The organism is Arthrobacter sp. M71 S08, from assembly GCF_059089725.1.
In genome coordinates, this window is record NZ_JBNHEY010000008.1 from 20,467 (window position 1) to 44,091 (window position 23,625).

22 protein-coding genes are annotated in these 23,625 nt (G+C 62.4%); 10 read left to right on the forward strand and 12 right to left on the reverse strand.

Annotation, left to right across the window (positions count from 1 at the left end; all coding sequences use genetic code 11):
• Nucleotides 1-23: 23 nt before the first annotated feature.
• The 3 genes from AC5RTB_RS14370 (at nt 24) to AC5RTB_RS14380 (ending at nt 5,739) form a co-directional block, all read left to right on the forward strand.
• Nucleotides 24-2,837: a DEAD/DEAH box helicase gene (locus AC5RTB_RS14370; RefSeq protein ID WP_494061739.1), complete on the forward strand. Its 2,814-nt coding sequence runs from the start codon at nt 24-26 to the stop codon at nt 2,835-2,837.
• A gap of 36 nt (nt 2,838-2,873) precedes the next feature.
• Nucleotides 2,874-4,502, forward strand: coding sequence for an amidohydrolase (locus AC5RTB_RS14375; protein ID WP_494061740.1), 1,629 nt, complete (start codon nt 2,874-2,876; stop codon nt 4,500-4,502).
• Between the two features lie 499 nt (nt 4,503-5,001).
• A complete protein-coding gene (locus AC5RTB_RS14380; protein ID WP_494061741.1) occupies nt 5,002-5,739 on the forward strand; it encodes a polyprenol monophosphomannose synthase in 738 nt (245 codons plus the stop codon).
• A 79-nt stretch (nt 5,740-5,818) separates the two neighbouring features.
• On the opposite strand, the gene AC5RTB_RS14385 is transcribed toward AC5RTB_RS14380, so the two are convergent.
• The 4 genes from AC5RTB_RS14385 to AC5RTB_RS14400 form a co-directional block, all read right to left on the reverse strand.
• Nucleotides 5,819-6,166: an RNA polymerase-binding protein RbpA gene (locus AC5RTB_RS14385; protein WP_026543576.1), complete on the reverse strand. Its 348-nt coding sequence runs from the start codon at nt 6,164-6,166 to the stop codon at nt 5,819-5,821.
• 242 nt (nt 6,167-6,408) lie between these two features.
• On the reverse strand, nt 6,409-7,359 hold the full coding sequence (locus AC5RTB_RS14390) for an SPFH domain-containing protein (RefSeq protein WP_494061742.1): 951 nt from the start codon (nt 7,357-7,359) through the stop codon (nt 6,409-6,411).
• Between the two features lie 37 nt (nt 7,360-7,396).
• The gene (locus AC5RTB_RS14395; protein ID WP_494061743.1) at nt 7,397-7,876 is read right to left on the reverse strand and encodes an NfeD family protein; all 480 of its coding nucleotides are present in this window, start codon (nt 7,874-7,876) and stop codon (nt 7,397-7,399) included.
• A gap of 145 nt (nt 7,877-8,021) precedes the next feature.
• Nucleotides 8,022-8,702 (reverse strand): methyltransferase domain-containing protein, encoded by a 681-nt coding sequence (locus AC5RTB_RS14400; RefSeq protein WP_494061744.1) that lies wholly within the window; start codon nt 8,700-8,702, stop codon nt 8,022-8,024.
• A 276-nt stretch (nt 8,703-8,978) separates the two neighbouring features.
• Here AC5RTB_RS14400 and AC5RTB_RS14405 point away from each other — a divergent pair, with 276 nt between their 5' ends.
• Complete coding sequence (locus tag AC5RTB_RS14405) at nt 8,979-10,994, forward strand: S9 family peptidase (protein WP_494061745.1); 2,016 nt, start codon at nt 8,979-8,981, stop codon at nt 10,992-10,994.
• Nucleotides 10,995-11,005: 11 nt separating this feature from the next.
• Here the strand turns inward: AC5RTB_RS14405 and AC5RTB_RS14410 are convergent, their stop codons facing one another.
• The 6 genes from AC5RTB_RS14410 to AC5RTB_RS14435 all read right to left on the reverse strand — a co-directional run bounded on the left by AC5RTB_RS14410 (nt 11,006) and on the right by AC5RTB_RS14435 (nt 16,298).
• Entirely contained in the window at nt 11,006-11,635 is a 630-nt protein-coding gene (locus tag AC5RTB_RS14410; protein ID WP_494061746.1) for a peptide deformylase, read from the reverse strand.
• Between the two features lie 9 nt (nt 11,636-11,644).
• The gene (locus AC5RTB_RS14415) at nt 11,645-12,820 is read right to left on the reverse strand and encodes an MFS transporter (RefSeq protein WP_494061747.1); all 1,176 of its coding nucleotides are present in this window, start codon (nt 12,818-12,820) and stop codon (nt 11,645-11,647) included.
• A gap of 118 nt (nt 12,821-12,938) precedes the next feature.
• Nucleotides 12,939-14,102 (reverse strand): alpha/beta fold hydrolase, encoded by a 1,164-nt coding sequence (locus AC5RTB_RS14420; RefSeq protein WP_494061748.1) that lies wholly within the window; start codon nt 14,100-14,102, stop codon nt 12,939-12,941.
• Between the two features lie 164 nt (nt 14,103-14,266).
• Nucleotides 14,267-15,139: a polyphosphate kinase 2 gene (gene ppk2, locus AC5RTB_RS14425; RefSeq protein ID WP_494061749.1), complete on the reverse strand. Its 873-nt coding sequence runs from the start codon at nt 15,137-15,139 to the stop codon at nt 14,267-14,269.
• A gap of 312 nt (nt 15,140-15,451) precedes the next feature.
• Entirely contained in the window at nt 15,452-15,871 is a 420-nt protein-coding gene (locus AC5RTB_RS14430; protein WP_494061750.1) for a VOC family protein, read from the reverse strand.
• A 154-nt stretch (nt 15,872-16,025) separates the two neighbouring features.
• Complete coding sequence (locus AC5RTB_RS14435; protein ID WP_494061751.1) at nt 16,026-16,298, reverse strand: DUF2277 domain-containing protein; 273 nt, start codon at nt 16,296-16,298, stop codon at nt 16,026-16,028.
• Nucleotides 16,299-16,413: 115 nt separating this feature from the next.
• Between AC5RTB_RS14435 and AC5RTB_RS14440 the strand changes: the two genes are divergently transcribed.
• Nucleotides 16,414-16,863, forward strand: coding sequence for a DUF3054 domain-containing protein (locus AC5RTB_RS14440; protein ID WP_494061752.1), 450 nt, complete (start codon nt 16,414-16,416; stop codon nt 16,861-16,863).
• Nucleotides 16,860-17,141, forward strand: coding sequence for an Lrp/AsnC family transcriptional regulator (locus AC5RTB_RS14445; protein ID WP_494061753.1), 282 nt, complete (start codon nt 16,860-16,862; stop codon nt 17,139-17,141). Before AC5RTB_RS14440 ends, AC5RTB_RS14445 begins: the two co-directional genes overlap by 4 nt.
• A gap of 7 nt (nt 17,142-17,148) precedes the next feature.
• On the opposite strand, the gene trpD is transcribed toward AC5RTB_RS14445, so the two are convergent.
• Nucleotides 17,149-18,207: an anthranilate phosphoribosyltransferase gene (gene trpD / locus AC5RTB_RS14450; protein ID WP_494061754.1), complete on the reverse strand. Its 1,059-nt coding sequence runs from the start codon at nt 18,205-18,207 to the stop codon at nt 17,149-17,151.
• A gap of 149 nt (nt 18,208-18,356) precedes the next feature.
• Here trpD and ctaE point away from each other — a divergent pair, with 149 nt between their 5' ends.
• The 4 genes from ctaE (at nt 18,357) to qcrB (ending at nt 22,690) form a co-directional block, all read left to right on the forward strand.
• Entirely contained in the window at nt 18,357-18,995 is a 639-nt protein-coding gene (gene ctaE, locus AC5RTB_RS14455) for an aa3-type cytochrome oxidase subunit III (protein WP_494061755.1), read from the forward strand.
• Nucleotides 18,996-19,106: 111 nt separating this feature from the next.
• A complete protein-coding gene (gene qcrC / locus AC5RTB_RS14460; RefSeq protein WP_494061756.1) occupies nt 19,107-19,901 on the forward strand; it encodes a cytochrome bc1 complex diheme cytochrome c subunit in 795 nt (264 codons plus the stop codon).
• A gap of 76 nt (nt 19,902-19,977) precedes the next feature.
• Nucleotides 19,978-21,003 carry a cytochrome bc1 complex Rieske iron-sulfur subunit gene (gene qcrA / locus AC5RTB_RS14465; protein ID WP_494061757.1) on the forward strand — a complete coding sequence of 342 codons (1,026 nt, stop codon included), beginning with the start codon at nt 19,978-19,980 and terminating at the stop codon, nt 21,001-21,003.
• 1 nt (nt 21,004) lies between these two features.
• Nucleotides 21,005-22,690, forward strand: coding sequence for a cytochrome bc1 complex cytochrome b subunit (gene qcrB / locus AC5RTB_RS14470; protein ID WP_494061758.1), 1,686 nt, complete (start codon nt 21,005-21,007; stop codon nt 22,688-22,690).
• A gap of 139 nt (nt 22,691-22,829) precedes the next feature.
• Here the strand turns inward: qcrB and AC5RTB_RS14475 are convergent, their stop codons facing one another.
• Nucleotides 22,830-23,612, reverse strand: a complete 783-nt coding sequence (locus AC5RTB_RS14475; protein WP_494061759.1) for a GntR family transcriptional regulator — start codon at nt 23,610-23,612, stop codon at nt 22,830-22,832.
• Nucleotides 23,613-23,625 lie beyond the last annotated feature (13 nt).

Below are 23,625 nucleotides of genomic sequence, written 5' to 3' on the forward strand. Positions count from 1 at the left end.
TTCGGAGAGTCTAGGCTTGAACCATGACCTCCCCAGCCGAGCGGTACCAGGCAGCGCAGGCGCGTAACCGGTATGAAAAAACCCGTCTGCATCAGTTCGAACAGACTCTCGGTTTCGAGCTGGACGAGTTTCAGCGGGACGCCTGCACCTCCCTGGAGGCCGGCAGGGGAGTGCTGGTCGCGGCGCCAACCGGTGCAGGCAAAACCGTCGTCGGGGAATTCGCGATCTTCATGGCGCTCAGCCAGGACCTGAAGGCCTTCTACACGACTCCCATCAAAGCGCTCAGTAACCAGAAATATGCTGAGCTCGCCGCCCTGCACGGTGCCGACCGCGTTGGGCTCCTCACCGGTGACACGAGCATCAACTCGGAGGCTCCCGTCGTCGTCATGACCACGGAAGTGCTCCGCAACATGCTGTACGCGGACTCTGACACACTGGCAGGCCTCGGATACGTCGTCATGGACGAGGTGCACTATCTGGCGGACCGGTTCCGGGGCGCGGTGTGGGAGGAAGTGATTATCCACCTCCCAACCGAGGTCAAGGTCGTCTCCCTGAGCGCGACCGTGTCCAACGCTGAGGAGTTTGGAGCCTGGCTGCATACCGTGCGCGGCCACACCGACGTCGTGGTGTCAGAGCACAGGCCCGTACCGCTTTGGCAGCACGTGATGGTCGGTCAGCAGTTGCTCGACCTCTTCGCGGGCGAGGTGGCGTTCGACGAAGCGGCCGCCGAAGGATCGTCCAGCGGCGCCGAGGACAAGTTCGCCGTGAACCCGGAGTTGCTGGACCTCGCCACCACCGAAACACGACTGAATCAGAGGGCGCGCTGGGGGACGGGCACCAAGCGTGGACGTGGGCAGAACCGCTTCCAGCAACCGCAGACGGCCGTGCGGCGGGCAAGTCGGCCACAGGTGATCGCCGCACTTGACCGGGGAGGGCTTCTTCCCGCGATCACATTCATTTTTTCCCGTAACGGCTGTGAGGCCGCAGTAAGCCAGTGCCTTGACGCTGGACTATGGCTCACCACCGAATACGAGCGGGGCATCATCAGCGACCGGATCGAGGAAGCAACCCTCGACATACCGGAGGAAGACCTGGAAGTGCTCGGGTTCTGGGCCTGGCGCGAAGGACTGATCAGGGGATTCGCCGCGCACCATGCGGGAATGCTTCCCACCTTCAAGGAAGTGGTCGAGAAGCTCTTCGAGGAGGGGCTGGTCAAAGCGGTATTCGCCACCGAGACGCTGGCGCTCGGCGTCAACATGCCAGCGAGATCCGTTGTGCTCGAGAAACTCGACAAGTTCAATGGGGAAGCCCATGTCAACATAACTGCGGGGGAGTACACACAGCTCACCGGGCGGGCAGGCCGGCGGGGTATCGACGTGGAGGGCCACGCCGTCGTTCTGTGGCAGCCCGGAACTGACCCTGGAGCGGTCGCAGGATTGGCATCGCGCCGTACCTATCCGCTGAACTCCAGCTTCCGGCCGACATACAACATGAGCATCAACCTGATATCCCAGTTCGGGCAGCACCGAACGCGGGAAATACTGGAAACCTCCTTCGCGCAGTTCCAGGCTGACCGCTCCGTGGTCGGCCTCGCCCGACAGGTCCGCACACGCGAGGAATCCCTGAAGGGTTACGCCGAGGCGATGACATGCCACCTCGGCGACTTCTCCGAATACTCAGCGATCCGCCGGGAACTCTCCGATCTGGAAACTGCCGCGTCGAAGGCCGGTTCCCGTAACCGTCGAAGCGCGGCAGCAGCCTCACTGGAAGCGCTTCGCCCAGGCGACGTCGTCGACATCCCGGCCGGGCGGATCACCGGTTACGCGGTTGTTCTCGCCGGAGATGCAGCCCGTGATCCACGGCCCACCGTCCTCACTCTGGAAAAGCATGTGCGCCGGCTGTCCGCACAGGATCTCGACGGGCCTGTGGAGGTGCTGTCGCGGGTTCGGGTTCCGAAACAGTTCGACGCACGGAAGCCCAAGGACCGCCGGGACCTCGCTGCTTCCCTCCGGAACTCCCTGAACGACCGACGGCCGCCCACCACGAGGACACCGGTGGAGTTCCCGACTGTCGGCACCGAACGCCAGGAGAAAGCCATTGCTGACCTGCGCCGACGGTTGAGGGCTCACCCCTGCCACGGCTGCAGCGATCGGGAGAACCACGCCCGGTGGGCTGAGAGATGGTGGAAGCTTCGGCGGGAGACAGACCGTTTGGCCCAGCAAATCCAGGGCCGCACAAACACCATCGCGAAGACGTTCGACCGGGTCTCCGAAGTTCTCCTCAGCTACGGGTACCTGCAGGAACACGACGAGCACGGCCTGGCGATCTCCCCTGCGGGGCAGAAGCTTCGCCGTATCTATGGCGAAAAGGATCTCCTTATCGCTCTGTCCCTTGAGCACGGCGCCTTCCAGGATCTCGACGCAGCCGAACTCGCGGCGCTTGCCTCGGCACTGGTCTACCAGGCCAAGCGGGAGGAACGCGGCCTTCGCCCGCGCATGCCTTCAGTATCCCTGGAAACCTCCATCGACATTGTCATCCGCCAATGGTCCCGACTGACCGATCTCGAGGAGCAGTACCGCCTTTCGGTCACCAGTGAACCCGATTTCGGCCTCGTCTGGCCGGTCTACAAGTGGGCACGCGGCAAGGGCCTTCAGAGCGCGCTGCAGGGAACCGACCTCGCAGCAGGCGACTTCGTGCGCTGGGCGAAGCAGATCATCGACCTGATCGACCAGCTGGCGAAGGTGCCCGACCTGCCCCCCGGATTCCGCCGGTTGTGCATCGACTCGATCGACCTCATCCGGCGTGGCGTCGTCGCCTACTCCGCTGTGACCGAATAGCAAATCCCTCGTTCTCGATCCGAAAGTTATCCGCCTGTGTCTCCACATGACCCGAAGCCCATTCTGTACCGCAACGGCTCCGTCTACAGCGCCGCTGATCCGTTCGCCACTGCCATGCTTGTCACGGGCGATACGGTGGCCTGGGTCGGGTCCGAGCACGCGGCGGCCGCCCTGGCGGACAGCAGCATGGACGTGGTCGACCTGCAGGGAGCGCTCATCGCCCCTGGGTTCGTCGACTCGCACGTACACACCACCGAGTCGGGGCTCGCGCTCACCTCACTCGACCTCACCGGGATTAACAGTCTCGGTGAGCTGCTGGACCTGATCGCGCAGGCCGGCGCGGGTACGTCAGGAACGATCATAGGTAACGGCTGGGACGAATCACGGTGGTCCGATCGTCGCCCGCCGACCGCGGCTGAACTCGACAATGCCTCAGGAGGCCGCGACGTCTATCTGGTGCGGGCTGACGTTCACTCCGCCGTCGTCTCCGCGTCACTGGCCCAGCGCCTTTCCCTGGATGCCTACGACGGGTGGGACGACGGCTTCGTCGTACGCGACGCGCACCTGGCTGCCCGGACTGCCGTCCGGAACCTAGGTGCCGACGAGCGGGAGGACCTTCAGCGGACAGCACTGAACCACGCAGCGGCCCACGGGATTGTTGCCGTCGTTGAAATGGCCGCCCCCCACATCGCGCCCCGCGAAGACGTCCTTTCGCTGCTCGCGCTCGAGGGTCCCCATCCGGAAATCCTTGCGTACTGGGGGCAGCCGGCGACTTCTGCAGAGGAGATGCGCAGTATCCTCGAGGGCTTCGACGGGCGGGTCCTAGGGCTCGGCGGAGACCTGAACGTCGACGGTTCAATCGGTTCTCACACGGCGCGCATGCGGGCTCCCTATGCGGACGCGCCGCACTCCTGCGGAACCACTTTCATGCACACCGACGACGTTGCAGCCCACCTCGGAGCAGCGACGGCGGCCGGCAGGCAGGCCGGGTTCCACGTCATCGGCGACGAAGGACTGGATACGGTCATCGCCGGGTTGGAGAAGACGGCTGCTGTTCATGGGATCGATAGGGTGCGAGCCTCGCGGCACCGACTGGAGCACGTGGAAATGGCCGACGACGCAGCTATCCGCAGCCTGGTGCACTTCGGCGCCATCGTGAGCGCCCAGCCAGGCTTTGACGCGCTGTGGGGGGCGCCGGGCGGATTGTACGAACAGCGTCTCGGCCGGGACCGCTATACCCCGATGAACAGGGTGGGAAGCCTGCTGAGTCAGGGCGTGCCGGTGTGCCTTGGGTCCGACTCGCCCGTCACCCGGATGTCGCCGTGGCAGTCAGTCCGGGCCTGCATAGCGCACGCCAGCGCGGAGGAACGGATCTCAGCGCGTGCTGCCTTCCTGGCGCACACTCGCGCCGGGTGGCGTGCGGTGGGAGCAGAGAACCCGCTCCTCGGTCAGCTGGTTCCCGGCGCGCCAGCATCCTACGCCGTGTGGGAGGTGGAAGAGCTGATGGTGCAGACACCAGACAGCAGGGTGCAGTCCTGGAGCACCGATCCGCGGGCCGGTACACCGCTGCTCCCCGCGCTCGACGACGGGAAGGAGCCACGCTGCCTGGAAACGGTGCACAGGGGCGAGCAACTCTATGGCTGCGATGACCTGGGCCTCCGGTAAACGCGATCCACAGACCGATCCGATTACCCGGCCGGCCCACTGGCTGACCTGCACAAACGAATAAAACAGCAGGTCAGGCGCCTGTTGACACGTCCTCCACAGGACGTAAGCTGTTAGATCTACGGGTCGGAATTCGGCACTTCCGGATAGACCTGACCGAGCCGCCGCATACGTGACGCCAAGGGGGACCGAACGTGAATGTTAGGCTCTTTCGCGCGGTGGAAGGCTCGGTACTCACAACGGGTAGGTTTGCACGTCAGTAGAAAACAGCGCCGATCGATTGATCACTGCTGGCCCGAAGGCGTGCGAACCTACCCCGCAGAACCCAACTCTGTGACACGTTCCAACTGATGACTGCTTCCTTGTACACACGCTGCTGAGGTTCAGACAACGCTCACGGTTGTGAAGGGCTCGCTCAAGTCGTCGGCCTATACTGGTAAGCCGGTCCGGATACTGAGCTGCTGCGCCATGCGCACCTGCCCCATCGAAAGGTTCATGAGTGCGCGTTGTCACCATCATTCCTACCTTCAACGAGCGCCAGTCACTCCCTCTGACTCTTGACCGGCTCCGGGTAGCGGTGCCCCACTCAGATGTACTGGTAGTGGACGACAACAGCCCTGATGGCACTGGAGGGCTGGCGGACACCAGAGCCGCCAGCGACGGTGCTGTGCATGTCCTGCACCGCGAGGGCAAGGAAGGCCTGGGCGCTGCGTACATCGCGGGTTTTCGTTGGGCTCTTGAGCGTGGGTACGACATCATCGTCGAAATGGACGCGGACGGTTCCCACCGGCCGGAGCAGCTTCCTTCCCTCCTTGAAGCCGTTTCCGGGGCCCACCTGGTGATTGGCTCGCGTTGGGTTCCCGGTGGATCCGTTGTCAACTGGCCGTTCCATCGGAAGCTGCTCTCGCGTGCCGGGAGTCTGTACTCGCGGATGATGCTGGGGCTGTCCGTGCGTGACATAACAGCCGGCTACCGTGCGTTCCGTCGCGAAACCCTCGAAAGCATCGATCTGTCCACCGTGGATTCCGTCGGGTATGGGTTTCAGGTCGACATGACGTTCAGGGTGGCAAAAAAGGGACTCCGCATCGTCGAAGTGCCGATCACGTTTGTCGAGCGCGAGTATGGCGATTCCAAAATGAGCGGCAATATCGTCTTTGAAGCCATCGCCAACGTCACAGTCTGGGGTCTCGCCGCCCGATGGCGGACGCTGACAGGCCGCCTCTCGGCAGGCAAGTAGACCAGCGGTTCACGGGTGTCCTGCGGACACCAAAAAGCCCGGGTACTTCTGTGAAGTACCCGGGCCATCTTTGAATCGGTCAGGCCGAGCGGCGCTCTCCGCGGCGCTCCCTGAGGATATTGAGCCGATCCTCGAGAATCTGCTCCAGCTCCTCCATGGAACGACGCTCAAGCAGCATGTCCCAGTGGGTACGAACCGGCTTGTCTCCTGAGGTGTCGGGACGCTCTCCATCGACGAGCAGCGCCTCCTTGCCCGTCTTGGAGACCCACACCGGGGGGATCTCCGCTTCCGCGGCAAAGGTAACGAAGACGCGCTCTCCGTCCTCGCAACGGTACTCAATACGTTGCCGGGGTGCCGGCTCCACGCCGGATTCGGTTTCCATGCTCTGGGCGCCAAGGCGCATACCCCGCAGGCTACGGTCGCTCATCTTTTCTCCCTAACTACGTATGGCATCCTGGACTTCCAGTTGCCCCTGCTGCACACCCAACGGGATGCGCAACACCACGACGTCAACGCCGCGTTACCACAGGTATAACGCCGGTGGGCCACCGTCTGTTCCCGGCGGCGCTTCATCCGGCAAACACCCAACTATACCGAACGCAGCATGAATCACCCAATTCGGTGCTGCCGCGAGTGGGAGCGCCGGTATACCCCCCCGTAGGAGGACAGTCAGGACCGAGAGTTGTCTTCCGCAGGAGCGGTGAGGGGCGAACTCCGCTCGGAGTTCTCACCGTCCTGGGCGCCGAGAACATTCCCGATGCCCTTGAGTGCTTCCCCTACTTCGCTCGGAATGATCCACAGCTTGTTCGAGTTGCCCTCCGCCAGTTTCGGCAATGTCTGCAGGTACTGGTAAGCGAGGAGCTTCTGGGTCGGGTTGCCCTTGTGTATGGCGTCGAAGACCTTCTGGATAGCCTGCGACTCGCCGTCGGCCCTCAGGATGGCGGCTTTGGCATCACCTTCGGCAGCAAGGATAGCTGCCTGTCGTTGTCCCTCAGCTGTAAGAATCTGCGACTGCTTGGTTCCTTCCGCGGTAAGGATGGCAGCCCGGCGGTCGCGTTCCGCACGCATCTGCTTCTCCATGGAATCCTGGATGGAGTGCGGCGGGTCGATGGCCTTCAGCTCCACCCTCGAGACCCGGATACCCCATCGGCCGGTGGCGTCATCGAGGACTCCACGGAGCTGGCCATTGATCTGGTCACGCGAAGTCAGGGCCTCTTCCAGATTCAGGCCACCGACAACGTTTCGAAGCGTCGTGGTGGTCAACTGTTCGACCGCCTGAATGTAGTTGGCGATCTCATAAGTGGCGGCGCGTGCGTCGGTCACCTGGAAATAGACCACCGTGTCGATGGACACCACCAGGTTGTCCTCGGTGATCACTGGCTGGGGAGGGAACGACACAACCTGTTCGCGTAGGTCGAGGAGCGGCAACAGCCGATCAACAAACGGAATGAGGATCGTCAGCCCCGGCAGGAGCGTCCGCTGGTACTTTCCGAGCCGTTCAACCACACCGGCGCGAGCCTGCGGGATGATCCGCACGGACTTGACCAGGATGATCAGAACGAAAACGATCAGAACAATCAGGACGATGGTGAGTCCGATTGCGCCTGAATCTGTGAACATGGTTCCCCTTGTGTTGTGGATGGTGCCGGATCTCGGCTCAGGACGAGGTGATCGGACCGCTTTCGGCTTGGTGCGTGCCGACGACGACGGCGGTTGCCCCGTCGATACGGGAAACCGTCACCTGGCTGCCTGCGGGCAACGATGAACCGTCGGCGCTGCGTGCAGTCCAGGTATCGCCGCCGATCTTGACTGTTCCGGACCGGCCGGTAACAGGTTCCAGGGCGAGGGCGGGCTCGCCGATCAGTCGGTCGATATTGCTCAACTTTTCGGCTGAGCCGCCTTTCAGGTGCTGCAGAGCCACGGGTCTTACCAGCAGCACCATCATGAGCGAGACCACGCAGAAGATGACTACCTGGATAAAGAAGGTGGTTCCGGCTAACGCCCCAACGAGTCCCGCGAGCGCACCGGTTGCGAGCATGAGAAAGAAGAGGTCAAGGGTGAGAGTTTCAACAGCGGCCAATCCGAGCATGAGCACGAGCCACAGGATCCAGGTGTTCTGTACAAGCCAATCGAACATTGCGTTTCCCCTCGGTGTCGACACCTGCTGACGCTGTAACCGTATGCATAGTGCCTACTACCATCATGCCAAACCCGCGCAACGGAATATAGCCCTCCGGGAATATCCTTCGTGTAACGCTCGCCGGCCGGATCGCTGCAAGTGACTACCCGCTTACGCCGCGGATGGGGCGAACGCGGCGGCGGAACGTCTGAACGGTAAAAGCCGCCGTAACAGGCAGGCTCTCCGGGAGCAGATCAACCTCAACAGGATTTCCGTGGTGGCCGGCCGGCCCCATAGCCGCGACATTGCGCACGTCCCCGGGCGACAGCGTCATGGTGAATTCCACGACCCTGGTTGCAGCCAACTCGAACGAGCCGCCCAGGCTGGCGGCGACGTCCTCGTCCTTACCCGGGCGAATTTCGAGGAGCCCTGCGGTCTCTGCGATCTCCTGCAGGTGCCGGGACAGGGGAGTAACCACGAGCAGGAGTCCTCCGTCTCGCGAGACGCGCGCGAATTCTGCGGGATTACGCGGAGCGAAGATATTGATGAGCAGGTCCACGCTTCCTTCTTCGACGGGCAGCGGCCTCCAGACGTCCCACACCAGGCACAAGACACCGGGCAGAAGTTTGGCGGCACGTCTCAGCGCAAACTTTGAAATGTCGAGGGCGATGGCTGCAGACGCCGGCATCCGTTGCCGCAAAGCCCCCAGGTAGTACCCGGTGCCCGCACCGACATCCAGAATCATCGGCCAGTCAGCGGCGAGTTCAGTCGCTGCAGCGCAGACTGCATCTGCGAGGGGTAGGAAGTGGCCGCTGCCGAGGAAATCGATGCGTGCCTGGACCATTTCTGCGGTATCTGCTTCGAAGCCGGTTCCCCGACCCGTCAGAAGGTTGAAATAACCCTGTCTGGCGGCTTCGAACCGATGCCCTGTTTCGCACCGGAGAAGTCCTGGGACGCCGTCGTCCCCTGAGGCCCCCGGCCAGTCGAAGGGCTCCGTGGTGAGTCGGCCCTGACACACCGGACAGAGGAGGACAGATCCGCGAAAAGGCGACACTGGACCATCCTAGGTGCCCGCCCTTCCACTTTGAGCGGTGACGCCTTGGAGGCATAGTCTCGGTTTGTGAAACCAAACACACTCAACCTGTTGAAATCAGTGAGCACACCCTCGCTCCATCCGGACGCCCGACGATGCGTAGTCTCCGTAACCAGGCCGGACTACGACGCCGACGATTACGTCGGCCAGTTGTGGGAGGTGCCGTTGGCTGACGGTACACCCCGCCGCCTGACCCGGGGTTTTCGGGACACCACTCCGAAACACTCGCCGGACGGCGAAGCAATAGCCTTTCTGAGGGCCCGTCAGGGCGAAAAGCCACAGCTGTTCATCACCGACAGCAGGGGAGGGGAGCCACTGCAACTGACTGACCGGCCGCTCGGTGTGTCCGACTTCGAATGGTCGCCCGATTCGCGGTATCTGGTCTTCAGCGCTCGTGCTCCCGAGGACGGACGCTACGGCACCGTGGACGGTATCTCCGCCGGCCAGGAGGACCCGCGGCTCATCAGTGGATACAAGTATCAGATGAACGGGGTCGGTTATACCGGGGACAAGCGGACCCAGCTGTACCTCCTGGACGTGCCGTCGCTGGGGGAGGAGCCGTTCGTCAAGCCGGTGGGACGGGCAGCACGTTCAGCGGAGGAGGATACGCCGTCAGCATTCTCCGAGCCGAAGCAGCTCACCGACGCGGATGCGGACCACTCTGCACCGAGATTCACCGCTGATGGATCCCGCATCCTGTTCAGTGCATCGCTTGAACCTGACTCGGCGACGAACCTCCGCTCGGATATCTATTCCATCGGGCTGGACGGATCCGACCGGGAGCGTCTGAGCAATTTCACGGACGAGTTGCTCAACTGCGGCAACCCCGTCCACAGCGAAGACGGCCGATGGCTTTTCTACCTCGGGAGTTCGCTCTCACCCAGCGGTGTCGATTTTGTTGCCCGCAACACGGCTCTGTACGTCGCGCCCGTCGAGGACCCCGCGCAGGTACGGCTACTCACTGACCCCGCCACCTTCGATCTGGGGGAGGTCGGTGAGATCGTCCCGGCGGGAGCGGACAGCGTTCTCGTCTTCAACCGCAGTCGCGGCGCCGGTGATTTGCGTCGGATCGATTCGGAGGGAGTCGTACAGACCGTGGCGGACGGCGAGTACATCGTGACCGGCGCCGCAAGCGTGGCTGGCGCCGTCGTCGTCGCCTATACCGATCCGCGCACCATGGGTGACGTTGCACGGATCGACGGCGGGGCGCTCACCCCGCTGACGGACTTTTCCGCTGATCTGCGCACCGAAACCACGGTGGTCGAACCCGTCGAGGAAACGTTCACCGCGCCAGACGGCTATCCGGTGCACGGATGGGTTCTCGTGCCGGAGGGCGAAGGGCCGCACCCGGTGCTGCTGAACATCCACGGCGGGCCGTACGCGCAGTACGGGTGGGGTTACTTCGACGAGGCGCAGGTCTACCTTGAAGCCGGATACGCGGTTCTCATGTGCAATCCCCGCGGCGCCGCAGGTTACGGACAGGAACACGGCCGCATTATCAAGGAAGCCATGGGGACGGTGGACATGCAGGATGTCCTTGCCTTCCTTGAGGGGGCGGTCCACAAGTACGACCAGCTCGACGGCGACAAGCTGGGCGTGATGGGCGGTTCCTACGGCGGCTACCTGACGGCCTGGCTGATCGCCAACGACCATCGGTTCCAGGGTGCCATTGTGGAACGGGGTTTCCTTGACCCGGAGTCCTTCATCGGCTCCTCGGATATCGGGTGGTTCTTCTCGGAGGCCTACACGGGTGAGGACCCCGAGAAGGTTCTGGCACAGAGCCCATACGCGCACGTTGACAAGGTGCGTACACCCACCTTTGTCATCCATTCGGAGGAGGACCTGCGCTGCCCACTCGAACAGGCTCAGCGCTACTACACGGCCCTGAAGCGCCACGGCGTGGAGACTCAGATGCTGATTTTCCCGGGGGAGAACCACGAACTCTCGCGTTCCGGCACTCCCTGGCACCGCCGTCAGCGGTTCGAGCACATCCTGCGGTGGTGGGCGGACAAGCTACCCAGCAAGAAGAACCAGCCGGCCTGACCACGGGCGCATCAGAAGTTGAGAGCGCGTTGGGTCAGTCCAATCCCGGGCTGCGCCCAGCGCTCGCCGTATGCCGCGCTGCTTACGAGCGACCGCGTGTTCGCCTTGTCGATGTAGATCACGCCGTTGAGATGGTCGGTTTCGTGCTGGACAATGCGGGCTGGCCACCCGGTGAACTGCCTGGTGGCGTCCAGCCCTTCAGGAGTTCGGTACTCAAGCTGGACGGTGCGGTGCCGCGTCACCACAGCCTGCCAGCCGCTGAAGGACAGACAGCCCTCGAAGAACGACGCCGTGTCGCGTCCCACCGGCGTGTACGTCGGATTGATCATCGCGAAGTAGGGCAGTAGCGGGCGTTCGCGAAGCTCAACAATCTCATCCGGCTGGGGGAGGACGTCCTCGATCACCGCTATCCGCAGGGGGATCCCGAGTTGCGGCGCAGCCAGTCCGACCCCTGGCGCGTCATGCATGGCCTTGCGCATTACGGCAAGGAGCGCGGCAAGCTCTGCGTCATCGAGTTGGCCGTCAAACGTCGCGGCGGGCATCCGCAGCACTGGATCACCGAGCTGGACAATCGGCGGCTGCTCCTGTTCAAGGACGTCGCGTACCAGCGCCCGTATGTCCTCGCGCGCGTAGTTATCCATCGCTCCATACTAGGCTCGCCTGTCATCCCCGGGGACGGCACGTGGCACGCTGTAGAACGCCACCAGGACTGCGACGGCGTTGATCCCGGCCAGGACCAGAAAGGCACGGGAGTAGCTTCCGAGCATGGCGGCGAGTCCGGCACCAGCCCAAGGCCCAAGCGCTGTCGCGAGGGTGATCGGCGCGGCCACGAGCGCTGTCAGGCGCCCGTAGTTTGCTGACCCCCAGCGATCAGGTACGGCAGTTGCGTGCAGCAGGGTGAAAATCCCGCGTGCCACACCGGCCGCGAGGGCGATCAGTAACGCGGCGCTGAACGTTTCCGTTAGGCCAAGCAGCGCCGTCGTGAGCGTTGTTGCGAGCAGCACAAGCGCCGTCCGCAGCCGGAGCGGAAGCCGCTCGAACAGGCCGTAGCCCAGCCTGCCGAGGACTTGTCCGATACCGCCGACCCCGAGCGCTGTTGCCGCCAGAGTGGTGCCGATCCCGCGCTCTGTCAGCAACGGAACCAGATTGACGACGGCGGCGAATGACGCCAGGGCCGCAAGGCTCACGGCGGCGATGAGGGCGACGAAGGGCACACTTCGGATGATGGCCGCGGGCGGGTTATCCGTGAGTGACGGCTCATCGGAGCTTCCTCGGTGCGGCTCCCATGGCCTGCGGAGCCCGAAGAAGTGCGCAGGAACGGTCACCACAAGAAGCACCGCTGCAAGGACCAGATAGGTGGCGCGCCAGCCGACGCCGGCGGAGAGCACAGCAGTCAGGGGCGCGAAGACGGTGCTGGCAAGTCCGCCGACGATAGTGAGAATTGTCAGTGCGCGCGTACGGCGGCTGGTCCACCATCGAGTGACGGCCGCGAATGCCGGTGGATAAAGAACCATACCCATGGCAATGCCCGCCAGGATCCACCCACTGAAAAAGATCGGCAGGCTGCCGGCCGTAGCGACCAGGCACAGTGCCGGTACGGCCAGAACGGATCCCGTGGTCATGACGGCTCGCGGGCCGTGGCGATCCAGGATGCGCCCGACCACCAATCCGGTGAGCGCCGAACATACCAGGCCGATGGAGAATGCACCGGTGACTACCGGCAACGACCAGCCGGTGGTGGAGCTGATCTCACCGGCAAGAACCGGGAATGCGTAGAACAGGATGCCCCAACTCGTGATTTCCGTCAGGCAGAGGACAATCAGCACGTTCTGTTTGGATACGGCCGCCCGGCCCCTTCCGGACCAGCGTAAGTTGGCAGCGAGACGTGTAGAAGCAGGATGAGTGCGTCTCGTCACTTGATACCCCAGGGTGAGCGGGACCGGATCATTGCCTGGAAGAACCCAAGTTCGTGTCTGCAGCCTGCAACCACGTGGTGAGAACCTCGCAGGCGAGCTCAAGGTTCCCCATCTGGCAATGCTGATCGGCCTGCTCGGCGCGGGTGAAAATGCGGGTCGTGACGCTTCGGGCGGCAACGAGCGCTTGAGCCTGGGCTTGGGTCAATGCCGGTGGTTGGAAGGCGTCGTTTTCGCCGCACATCAGCAGCACATCCTGGGTCACCCGCCCGCTGTCGAGGTGGTCGGCATTCATGCCCAGGAACCACTCGGCAACATCGGCCGGATCGTCGCTGTCGAGCATGTACAGGACCTGCTCGACCACGAAGCGCAGAGTCGGCGACAGCCGCGCTCGGGTACACACGCTCCAGCGCATGAAGCGCCGGTGCTGCACCATCGTGCGGACCGGGGCGCGCAACACGGGCGGGACCCGGTGAAGCCAGTCGTACACCGGTGGCCACGCAACGACACGTCGAATGCGGGGCTCGCGTCCTGCAGCACGCAACGCCCAGTGTCCGCCCATCGAGATGCCGATGAGGGCTGCCTGGTCGAGGCTGAAGTGGTCCAATACCGCGCCGACAGGCTTTTCCCAGTCGTGGTCGGAGGTGAGCCCGTGCAACGCCCGCGCACCGCCTTGTCCGGGCCCTTCGAAGGCAATCACATCGAAGCCGGCAGCGGCGACACGCTGACAGATGGGGAAGAACTCTTCAATTAAGGAGTCGAGCCCGCCGAGGAGCAGCACCGTCTCGCCGGTTGGCGTCCCGGCAGCCGGGAGGAGATACGCCGGCATTGCCGCATCGGCGTAGGGGATGTCATGACGCACGAGGCAAGTATCTGCGTATGTGGTGTCGAAGAGCTTCAGAAAGCGGCGGTAGCGGTTCGTTTTCTCCGCGGACCATGGCGACGTGAAGAATTCAGCGATCCGTGCATAACCCGCCGCATTCCGGGGCCGGGCATCGGCAGCCGCACGGTTCGACAACGCCTCGAAGACAGTGACGCAATCATCGAATGACCTTACGTCTGCCGCGGCGTCGACCAGTTCCTGGCGGTCGGCGAAGCCCAGCGCGTGCGCCCGATTAAGTTGGTAGTTGACGAAGTCCCGTCGATGGAACCGTTCGAATCCTGCCGGCAATGCCACGAGTTCGGGATCGTTCACATCGCCAGCGTACTCCTGGCACTGCGGGCGCAATAGGTGCGCCGCATGTGAGAAGACTTGGCGATATCAAGTGCCGATAATCGACATTATGTCAACTAGTGGTTTAGGAGGGAGGGCGGGAACCCGAGGCGCATGTCCCTAACAACAAATAACGATTGGTCCACTCAACGGGACTTATGCTGGGCGGAATCCTTTTTCTTGCCCTTCGGCCCTTTTTCAGACTTTCCGATCTCGTAGCGCTGGGGCACGAACCGCTGGCGGTCCAACGGCGGTCGCTCGTAGGTCCGGTTCTGGCGGTCGGGCAACTCGATGTCCGGCAACTCCGGCTGCTCGTAAGGCAACAGCGACAGCAGATGGGCCATCAGATTGAGCCGGGCCTCCTTCTTGTTATCGGCGTCCACCACCCACCACGGGCTGCGCTCGGTGTCACTGAACTCAAACATCTTGTCCTTGGCCTCGGCGTAGTCAACCCAGCGGGCCTGCGCCTCAAGGTCCATGGGGCTCAGCTTCCAACGCTTAGCCGGGTTATCGATGCGGCGCTGGAACCGACGGCGCTGCTCGGAGTCGGAAAGACTCAACCAGTACTTCACCAGGACGATCCCATCGGAGATCATTGCCTCCTCGAGCATGGGCACCGTGTCGACGAAGTGGGCATACTGTTCGTCAGTACAAAAGCCCATCACCCGCTCCACCCCGGCCCGGTTGTACCAAGAACGGTCGAACAGCACCATCTCCCCGGCCGCCGGCAGATGGGAAATGTAGCGCTGAAAGTACCACTGCGACCGCTCGCGCTCCGTCGGCGCCGGGAGCGCAACAACCCGGCAGGAGCGCGGGTTGAGCGCACCGCTGATGCGTTGGATCGTTCCGCCCTTACCGGCTGTGTCGCGTCCTTCGAAAATAACGACCAGCCGCGTTCCGGTTGCGCGCACCCACTCCTGCAAGGCGACCAGTTCCTCCTGCAACCGCAGCAGTTCCTTTTCGTAGTCCTTCTTGGATAGGACCTGGGAGCTCGCCTCATCTGGCGTTTTCTTGACCACACCTCATATCCTGCCCCAAACCAGAGCATTCAGCGAGGTGCTACCACTGCTCGAAGTATCTCAATTATTGCGTCGGGTACAGCAGCAACTCGGCGACGCTCGCCATTCTTCCCCCGAACTAGGCGTGCGATCGCTCGAGATTCCGAAGTGCCACGTCCAGTGAGACGAAACCTGCGCGTTAGTCTCGTTGAACATGGCATAGCCCCCTGTCAGAGCGATATAGAAGTGCCACCTTGATTGAGATCGGACATCCCCCTCTCACCTCGTCGTGCATCCCAGCAGACCGCCGCCGACGACCTGCCGGAGCTTCCCTTATTGCTGGGGCTTGCCTGCGATGTTGATCAGCCAGGCGACTCCGAACTTATCGGTGCACATCCCGAATCGATCGCCCCACGGTGCAACTTCGAGCGGAACGGTGACTGTGCCGTCCCCGGAAAGGCGGTCCCAATAACCTCGCAGCTCGTCCTCGTCTTCACCGCTCAGGGAAATTGAAAACGTATTGCCCGGGTTGTAATCCATGCTGTTCGGGGTGTCAGCTGCCATGAGGACCATTCCGTTTGCGGTGGTCAACATTCCGTGCATGATCTTGTCCAGTTCGCTCTCATCCTCGGTGGCATGAAGATCCCGGAAGGTGCTGAGGGTGAGTTCACCCCCGAAGACGGACTTGTAGTAGGTCATGGCGTCCCTGGCTGTGTCACGGAAGCCAAGGTACGGATTCAGGCGGGTGCTCATATCGGTCTCCTCGTGTCGCGTCTGTGGGCCACCGGTGCCTTCTCATGTCTGACACGCTTGCGGTGCGCTCCGTCACCATAGTGCACCACGGACGGTTTGGACTCCCAGTGCCGCAACCGCCTGATCCCCCGCGACACCCAGGGCAAAAGGCGGGTCAGGCGTTGGCGAAGCGACGCGCTGAACGCTCTTTCGCCTTGGCCGCTTCTTCATCCCGGTCTTTCGGCGGCGCCGTGGTGACAAGCTCTGACAGCAGCCGCTCGGTGACGAATCCGATTTCCTCAACGGCCTTGTCGAAGGCCTCCTGGTTCGCCCTTGACGGTTTGGTGACACCGCTGATCTTCCGGACGTACTGAAGGGCCGCCGCGTGAACTTCTTCACTGGTTGCTGCGGGCTCGAAATTGTGGAGTGTCCTGATATTCCTGCACATGTCTCAAGGGTAGATCCGGGGTCACGACCATGGAACAGATTTGCGCAGGTTCTTCCCGCGTCAGCCAGCGGACACAGGAGCCGGCTCCTGCGTCGGGAACCAGTAGGCTGAACCCATGACGAGCGTAAGGGCCCGCAGCCGTGATGGGGCCGGACCGGGCTATGGCGCCTGGCTGGCCGCCGACGTCGTGCTGATCACGCTCTTCGCGCTCCTCGGTCACCTTTCCCACTACGGGACGCTTTCCCCCTCGGGCATCGTGACCACGGCACTCCCCTTCATGTTCGCGTATCTGGCAGCGACGGCAATTCTGCGTCCCTGGCGTCAGCCCACCGCGCTGTTGCGCACCGCGTGCCCGCTCTGGATCGGCACGGCCACCGGTGGCCTGATACTTCGCGTCCTCTTCGGAGAGAGCGCGGCGCTGTCTTTCCAGATCGTCGCGGTCTGTGTCCTGGGGCTGTTCCTCATCGTCCCGCGTGCAGTCGCAGCCCTGGCGCGGAAGCGCCGTCGTCGTAGTCAGTCGACCATTCCTCACTCCCCCAGCCATAACCAAGGAGCAGCCACATGATCACCGCTTTTGTACTCATCCAGACCGACGCCTCCAGGATTCCCGAGTGCGCCCAGGAGATCTCGGAACTCGAAGGCATCAGCGAGGTGTATTCAGTCACCGGCGAATGGGACCTGATCGCCATTGCACGGGTGAAACGCCACGAGGAACTCGCGGACGTCATCGCTGACCGGCTGTCCAAAGTGGAGGGCGTCGAATCGACCACCACCCAAATCGCATTCCGGTCCTACTCGAATCACGACCTGGACGCCGCTTTCTCCCTCGGCTTCGAAGGCTGATCCGGAACTAGCCGCTGGTGACGGCAACCCATCGATCCAGCGCCGCCTGCGCAGCGCCGGAATCGATGGACTCCCGAGCGCGGGTCATGTTCGCCCTCATGCGCTCCACGAGCGGCGCCGAGTGCTCGGTGTCCAGCGCTGTCAGCCCTGCCGCCGCGTTGAGTACGACGGCGTCGCGCACCGGCCCCTTCTCCCCCGCCAACAGAGCCCGCACCACTTTCGCGTTGCTTTGCGCGTCCGAGCCCCTCAGGGCCTCAACGGTCGCGACCGGGAGATCGAAATCTTCGGGATGGACCGTGTGCTCTGTGGTGACGCCGCCTCGCACCTCCCACACAGTCGACGAGCCGCTGGTCGTCAGTTTGTCGCGACCGTCACTACCGCGAAAGACAAGCGCACGAATCCCCCTGGCAGCAAGAACGCCGGCCATCAGTGGAGCCATGCGCTCATTCGCGCAACCCAGCGCCTGGGCTTCCACGCCGGCCGGATTGCTGAGGGGACCGAGAAAGTTGAAGGCCGTCGGCACACCTAGTTCCCTTCGCGGCACCGCGACGTGCCGCATCGAAGGATGAAAGACCTGCGCAAAGCAGAAGGTGATGTTTGCCTGCTCGGCCGAACGTGCGACGTCCTCCACTGACAAATCCAGCCGGACTCCCAATGCCTCGATAACATCTGCGGCCCCTGAGGAGGAGGACGCACCGCGATTGCCGTGCTTGATTACCCGTGCGCCTGCACCGACAGCAACCAACGAAGACATAGTGGAGATATTCAGGGTGTTCAGTCCGTCTCCCCCGGTCCCCACAATGTCCAGCGCCGGTCCTGCCACGTCGATTCGATGGGCACGGGCGAGCATGGCTTCCACGAGTCCGGTGAGCTCCTCGACGGACTCGCCCTTTGACCGTAGGCCCACGAGGAACCCGGCAATCTGTGCTTGCGAGGCGATTCCTTCCATGATGGAATCCATCGCCCAACGGGCCTGCGGAGCCGTGAGATCCTCCCCCTCAATCAGCTTCGAGATCAGCTGGGGCCAGCTTGTTGAAGGGGCTTCGGGAGCGGAAATCGCAGTCACTCCCCTAGGTTATCTACGAATTGTAGAAAGTCATCACGTTATTACTCCCGCGCCATTACGGGCAAGTCCCGCCCTAGTGGTTGTTCATGGGGCGCGCCGACGCCGTTTCGCATTGGTGAAGTAGGAACTTTTAGAGACATAATGTCAGGGTGACGACAGCGACCCATGCCCCCAGCTCCACTGCGCATCCAACACTGAACCGGCCGAACATGGTCTCGGTTGGCACCGTTGTATGGCTATCCAGTGAACTCATGTTCTTTGCCGGACTCTTCGCCATGTATTTCACATTGCGCTCCACATCAGGCGAACTCTGGGCTGCAGAGACCGAGAAGCTCAACGTGCCCTTCGCCCTGATCAACACCATCATTCTGGTGTCCAGTTCTTTCACCTGCCAGATGGGTGTGTTCGCTGCTGAGCGCCTCCAGCCGCGCAGGATCGGCGGAATCTTCAACTTCACCAAATGGGGCATGGTCGAGTGGTACCTGCTGACCTTCCTGATGGGTGCAGTCTTTGTCGCCGTCCAGGCATACGAGTACGCAGAACTGGTGGCCGAGGGCGTCTCCCTGTCCGCGAACGCCTACGGCTCGGCCTTCTACATCACCACCGGTTTCCATGGCCTGCACGTGGCCGGAGGCCTGATTGCGTTCCTGTTCATCATTGGACGGGCGTACGCGGCCAAGCGGTTCGGACACTTTGAAGCAACTTCTGCGATCGTCACCTCGTACTACTGGCACTTCGTCGACGTGGTGTGGATCGCGCTGTTCATCATCATCTACTTCTTGAAGTAGATTTCTCTTGAACCCTTTTCTACCCGGGGTAGAATTAGCGTGGCGGTCGCGACGGTGGCTGACATCAATCGTGGAACGTACCAAGGCAATACAGAAGGCAGGAAACAGGACGTGAAGGCACTTTCGCAGAGGCGGCGTCACCCCCTGGCAGCAATAGCGCTGCTGCTCATGGGCTTGTTACTAACGGGTGGCATCTACGCCGTCGCGAGCAACGCGAACGAGGCCAAAGCACAAACCGGCTTTTCTGCCAGCGACATCGAAGAAGGCGAGAAGCTCTTCATGGCCAACTGCGCGACCTGCCATGGCATGGGCGCCGTAGGCACGGCGAACGGCCCGTCGCTCGTTGGTGTGGGAGCGGCAGCCGTTGACTTCCAGGTCGGCACGGGGCGCATGCCGCTGCAGATGCAGGGGCCTCAGGCTCTGCAGAAGCCGGTCCAGTTCACTGAAGAGCAAGTCCAGCAAATGTCCGCTTACGTCGCCTCTCTGGGTGCCGGTCCGGCTATTCCCGGTGAAGATCTCCTCGACACCTCAGGCGAGGGAGTCGACCCGGCTGCAGGCGGAGAATTGTTCCGCGTGAACTGCGCGATGTGCCACAACGCAGCAGCTGCCGGCGGTGCTCTCACCCGAGGCAAGTTCGCGCCGGCGCTCGATGGCGTAAGCGAGAAGCACATTTATGAGGCTATGGTCACAGGCCCGCAGAACATGCCCGTGTTCAGCGATGCGAACATCACGCCCGAGGACAAGCAGGACATCATTGCCTTCCTGAAGACCATTGAAGAACAGGGCTCGCCCGGCGGAGCGGACCTCGGTTCGCTCGGCCCGGTCTCTGAGGGTCTCTTCATCTGGGTAGCCGGACTCGGAGTGATCATTGCCTTTACCGTCTGGCTGACATCCCGCTCCTCGTAACGGGCTGTTGGCGCAGCAAAAGAACCAATTACACAGGATTTATGAGTGAAGTTTCTAAAGAAGGATGAGAGGGATCATGGCCGACCATAGTCACGGCAGCCCGGAAGACGCGGTTACCGTAGCTAAGCCTGGTCAGGGCGGCGTTCAGAGGTTCCAGGATCCTGGACTCCCGCCGCACCGGCCCCGTTTGGCTGACAGAGATCCTCGCGCAGAGAAGCGCGCAGAGCGCCAGGTTGGAGTGTTGTTCCTCCTCTCCATCTTTGGAACGCTGCTCTTCTTCTTCGGATACTTCTTCATTCCGCTCGACCAGACAATCGGCACGCTGCGTCTCCAGAACCTCCTGCTCGGTCTGGGAACTGCCTTCGCGATGCTCGGCATCGGAGTAGGCATCGTGCACTGGGCTAAAACCCTGATGCCGGACCATGAGATCGCCGAGGACCGCCACGAGATCCGCCCCGAGGCTGACCGCGCGGATGCCGCGATGATTGTGGGCGATATCCTCGAAGAATCAGGGATCAAGCGCCGCCCGCTCATCCGGAACACTCTTCTTGGAGCCGGCATTCTGGCGATTTTCCCTGCTATTGCAATCTTTCGCGATCTCGGTCCGCTGCCAGGCGACGTACTGCGTCAGACGATGTGGGACGAAGGGGTGCGCCTGACCCGTGACCCGAGCGGGACTCCGATCAAAGCTTCTGACGTCACCATCGGCTCGGCCTTCCACGTCATTCCTGAAGGTTTGAACGAATCGGAGCACAAGCTCGAAGAGAAGGCCAAGGCCGTAGTTCTCCTGATGCGCTTGAACCCTGAATCGCTGAACGCTTCCCCCGGCCGCGAGGACTGGGGCTACCAGGGCATCGTTGCCTACTCCAAGATTTGTACTCATGTGGGCTGCCCTGTAGCCCTTTACGAACAGCAGACACATCACCTGCTGTGTCCGTGCCACCAGTCAACCTTCGACCTCACACAGGAATGCAAGGTTATCTTCGGCCCGGCAACCCGCCCGCTGCCCCAGCTTCCCATCTCTGTGGATGAGGAAGGTTACCTGGTAGCGACGAGCGACTTCCAAGAACCCGTAGGACCAAGTTACTGGGAGCGTGGCTGATATGAGCAGCTCGGCAGCTGGACAGCAGTACCAGCCCAAAACCAGCGTCGGTAAGATCACCGACTTCGTCGACACCCGTGTTGGCGGATCCGCCATTGTGAAGGAGTTCGGGCGGAAGATCTTTCCCGACCACTGGACGTTCATGTTCGGTGAGGTCGCGCTCTACTCCTTCGTGATCCTGTTGCTTTCGGGTACGTTCCTGACTTTCTTCTTCGACCCATCGATGGCCGAAACGCATTACGACGGAAGCTACGTACCCCTGCGCGGCATCGAAATGTCCATGGCGTACGCCACCTCCCTGGATATCTCCTTCGATATCCGCGGCGGGCTCTTCATGCGTCAGGTCCACCACTGGTCGGCATTGCTCTTCGTCGCTGCTGTATCCGTGCATATGCTGCGGGTTTTCTTCACCGGCGCGTTCCGTCGGCCCCGTGAGCTCAACTGGGTGATCGGCGGCGTCCTGCTCATCCTGGCGATGGCTGCAGGTTTCACCGGCTACTCGCTCCCGGACGATCTGCTCTCCGGAAACGGCCTCCGCATCATCGACGGTGTCATCAAGTCGATCCCTGTTGTAGGCACCTACATCAGCTTCTTCCTCTTCGGAGGCGAATTCCCCGGCACCGTGGTCATCCCCCGCCTGTATGTGCTTCACATCCTGCTCATTCCGGCACTGATCCTCCTTTTGATCGCAATGCACCTTTTCCTGGTGGTGGTTCACAAGCACACCCAGTTCCCCGGCCCGGGCCGGACCAATGACAATGTAGTGGGCTACCCGGTTGGTCCTGTATACGCGGCCAAAGCCGGCGGCTTCTTCTTCATCGTCTTCGGTATCGTCGCCGCAATCTCGGCAGCATTCACGATCAACCCGATCTGGAACTACGGACCGTATGACCCGTCGCCCGTGTCCGCCGGCACTCAGCCGGACTGGTACATCGGATGGGTTGACGGCGCTCTGCGGCTTATGCCGGGCGCTATCGGCAACTTCCCGTTCGAGTGGAACATTCCGTTCCCCTGGGGCACGAACACGCTGTCCATGAACGTCCTGTTCCCGGCGCTCGTGCCGGCGGGCATCGTCTTCATGCTCCTGTTTGCATGGCCCTGGATCGAGGCCTGGGTAACCAAGGACCGCCGTGAAAAGCACCTCCTTGATCGCCCACGGAACGCTCCTACCCGCACCGGCATCGGCGTGGCAGGCGTCATCTTCTACTGCGTCATGTGGGCAGCAGCCAGCTCCGACCTGATCGCCACACACTTCATGGTGTCGCTCAACGATGTGACCTACTGGTTGCGTGCTCTGGTGATCTTCGGGCCGATCGTCGGCTTCGTTGTTGCCCGGCGCATTGCCCTCGCTCTCCAGCGCAAGGATCGCGAGATAGTGCTCCATGGTCGCGAGACGGGACGTATCGTACGGCTTCCCCACGGCGAGTTCATTGAGGTCCACGAGCCCGTAGATGAGTACAAGCGGTACAAGCTGGTCAGCTTTGACTCCCCCGAAGCTCTGACTGCTCAGCCGGATGTCAACGGCCATGTGTCGAGGAACGAAAAGAGCCGCGCTTGGGCGTCTCGATTCTTCTTCGAGGATCGCGTTGCGCCGGTTACGCCGAGGGAGCTCGAGGAGGCCCACTCACACGGGCACCACGGCGAGGTCGCCGGCGAACACGACAAGGCTTCAATCTCCAGCCACTAGTCGCGTTGCAATTACCCAGAGAGCGGGGCGCACGGCATCGTGCGCCCCGCTCTCTGGTGTCTGCCTGCCGCTCGCTATACGCGTCAGGCCAGTCCCGGACCTGTAATCGCAGACAGAGGGTCCGGGCGTAACCAGCCGTCTAGCTGAAGCGTTTGGCTGTGTATGTCCTCGGCGTCCGCACACCCGGGCGCTGGAGCGGAACCCACAGTTTGTACCGATCCGCCCGGTAGTACGAGACGGAATAGTCCACCATCGCACGGGCAACGTATGCGTGCCTCTGGATCTTCAGGAGCGGTGCGCCCATCTCCACGTTCAATAGACGCGCAATGGAGGGGGAAGCAGCAGTGGCTTCCACAGTGTCCTCCCCCCACTCCATCACCAACCCGTACCTCTCGCTGAGCACGTTGTACAGGGACGTGGGAGGATCATCGTCGAGAATGCCGGGCACCCGGTGAGCCGGGATGAAGTTTTCGTCGACGCTCATGGGCTCACGGTCCGCTAAAAGCTGGCGCCGGAACCGCACAACTGGCGCTCCCTGGTCTATCTGAAGCTCGCGTGCGATCAGTGGCGTCGCTGCTATCTGCTCGAAGCTCAGGACGCGGGCATCAGGCACCATGCCCCGCCGGTGCATCTCCTCGCTGTACGAGGTGAGCTTCATCTGGAGGTCCAGCTTTGTATGAGCGACGAATGTTCCCAGTCCGACGATCCGCTCCAGTACCTCTTCAGCGACAAGCGCATCGATCGCGTGCCGTACCGTCATGCGGGCGACACCGAAGTGTTCCGTCAATTTGCGTTCCGAGGGAATGGCTGTGCCCGGCTCCGCGTGCTCCAGTATGTAAGCACGCAGCAACTCGCGGAGCTGTACGTGCTTGGCGCCCTTGCCATCGAGCGCGGTGCTGAGTCCGCTGAGCTGATCTCGCATGGTGGACTCCTCA

Bases quoted from the DNA above. Each gene is read 5' to 3' on its own strand.
- AC5RTB_RS14395 (WP_494061743.1), bottom strand. From the start codon at position 7,876: ATGTTCGATTGGCTTGTACAGAACACCTGGATCCTGTGGCTCGTGCTC.
- AC5RTB_RS14400 (WP_494061744.1), bottom strand. From the start codon at position 8,702: ATGGTCCAGGCACGCATCGATTTCCTCGGCAGCGGCCACTTCCTACCC.
- AC5RTB_RS14410 (WP_494061746.1), bottom strand. From the start codon at position 11,635: ATGGATAACTACGCGCGCGAGGACATACGGGCGCTGGTACGCGACGTC.
- AC5RTB_RS14370 (WP_494061739.1), top strand. From the start codon at position 24: ATGACCTCCCCAGCCGAGCGGTACCAGGCAGCGCAGGCGCGTAACCGG.
- AC5RTB_RS14445 (WP_494061753.1), top strand. From the start codon at position 16,860: ATGATCACCGCTTTTGTACTCATCCAGACCGACGCCTCCAGGATTCCC.
- AC5RTB_RS14385 (WP_026543576.1), bottom strand. From the start codon at position 6,166: ATGAGCGACCGTAGCCTGCGGGGTATGCGCCTTGGCGCCCAGAGCATG.
- AC5RTB_RS14475 (WP_494061759.1), bottom strand. From the start codon at position 23,612: ATGCGAGATCAGCTCAGCGGACTCAGCACCGCGCTCGATGGCAAGGGC.
- AC5RTB_RS14435 (WP_494061751.1), bottom strand. From the start codon at position 16,298: ATGTGCAGGAATATCAGGACACTCCACAATTTCGAGCCCGCAGCAACC.
- AC5RTB_RS14440 (WP_494061752.1), top strand. From the start codon at position 16,414: ATGACGAGCGTAAGGGCCCGCAGCCGTGATGGGGCCGGACCGGGCTAT.
- AC5RTB_RS14430 (WP_494061750.1), bottom strand. From the start codon at position 15,871: ATGAGCACCCGCCTGAATCCGTACCTTGGCTTCCGTGACACAGCCAGG.
- qcrB (WP_494061758.1), top strand. From the start codon at position 21,005: ATGAGCAGCTCGGCAGCTGGACAGCAGTACCAGCCCAAAACCAGCGTC.
- qcrA (WP_494061757.1), top strand. From the start codon at position 19,978: ATGGCCGACCATAGTCACGGCAGCCCGGAAGACGCGGTTACCGTAGCT.
- AC5RTB_RS14390 (WP_494061742.1), bottom strand. From the start codon at position 7,359: ATGTTCACAGATTCAGGCGCAATCGGACTCACCATCGTCCTGATTGTT.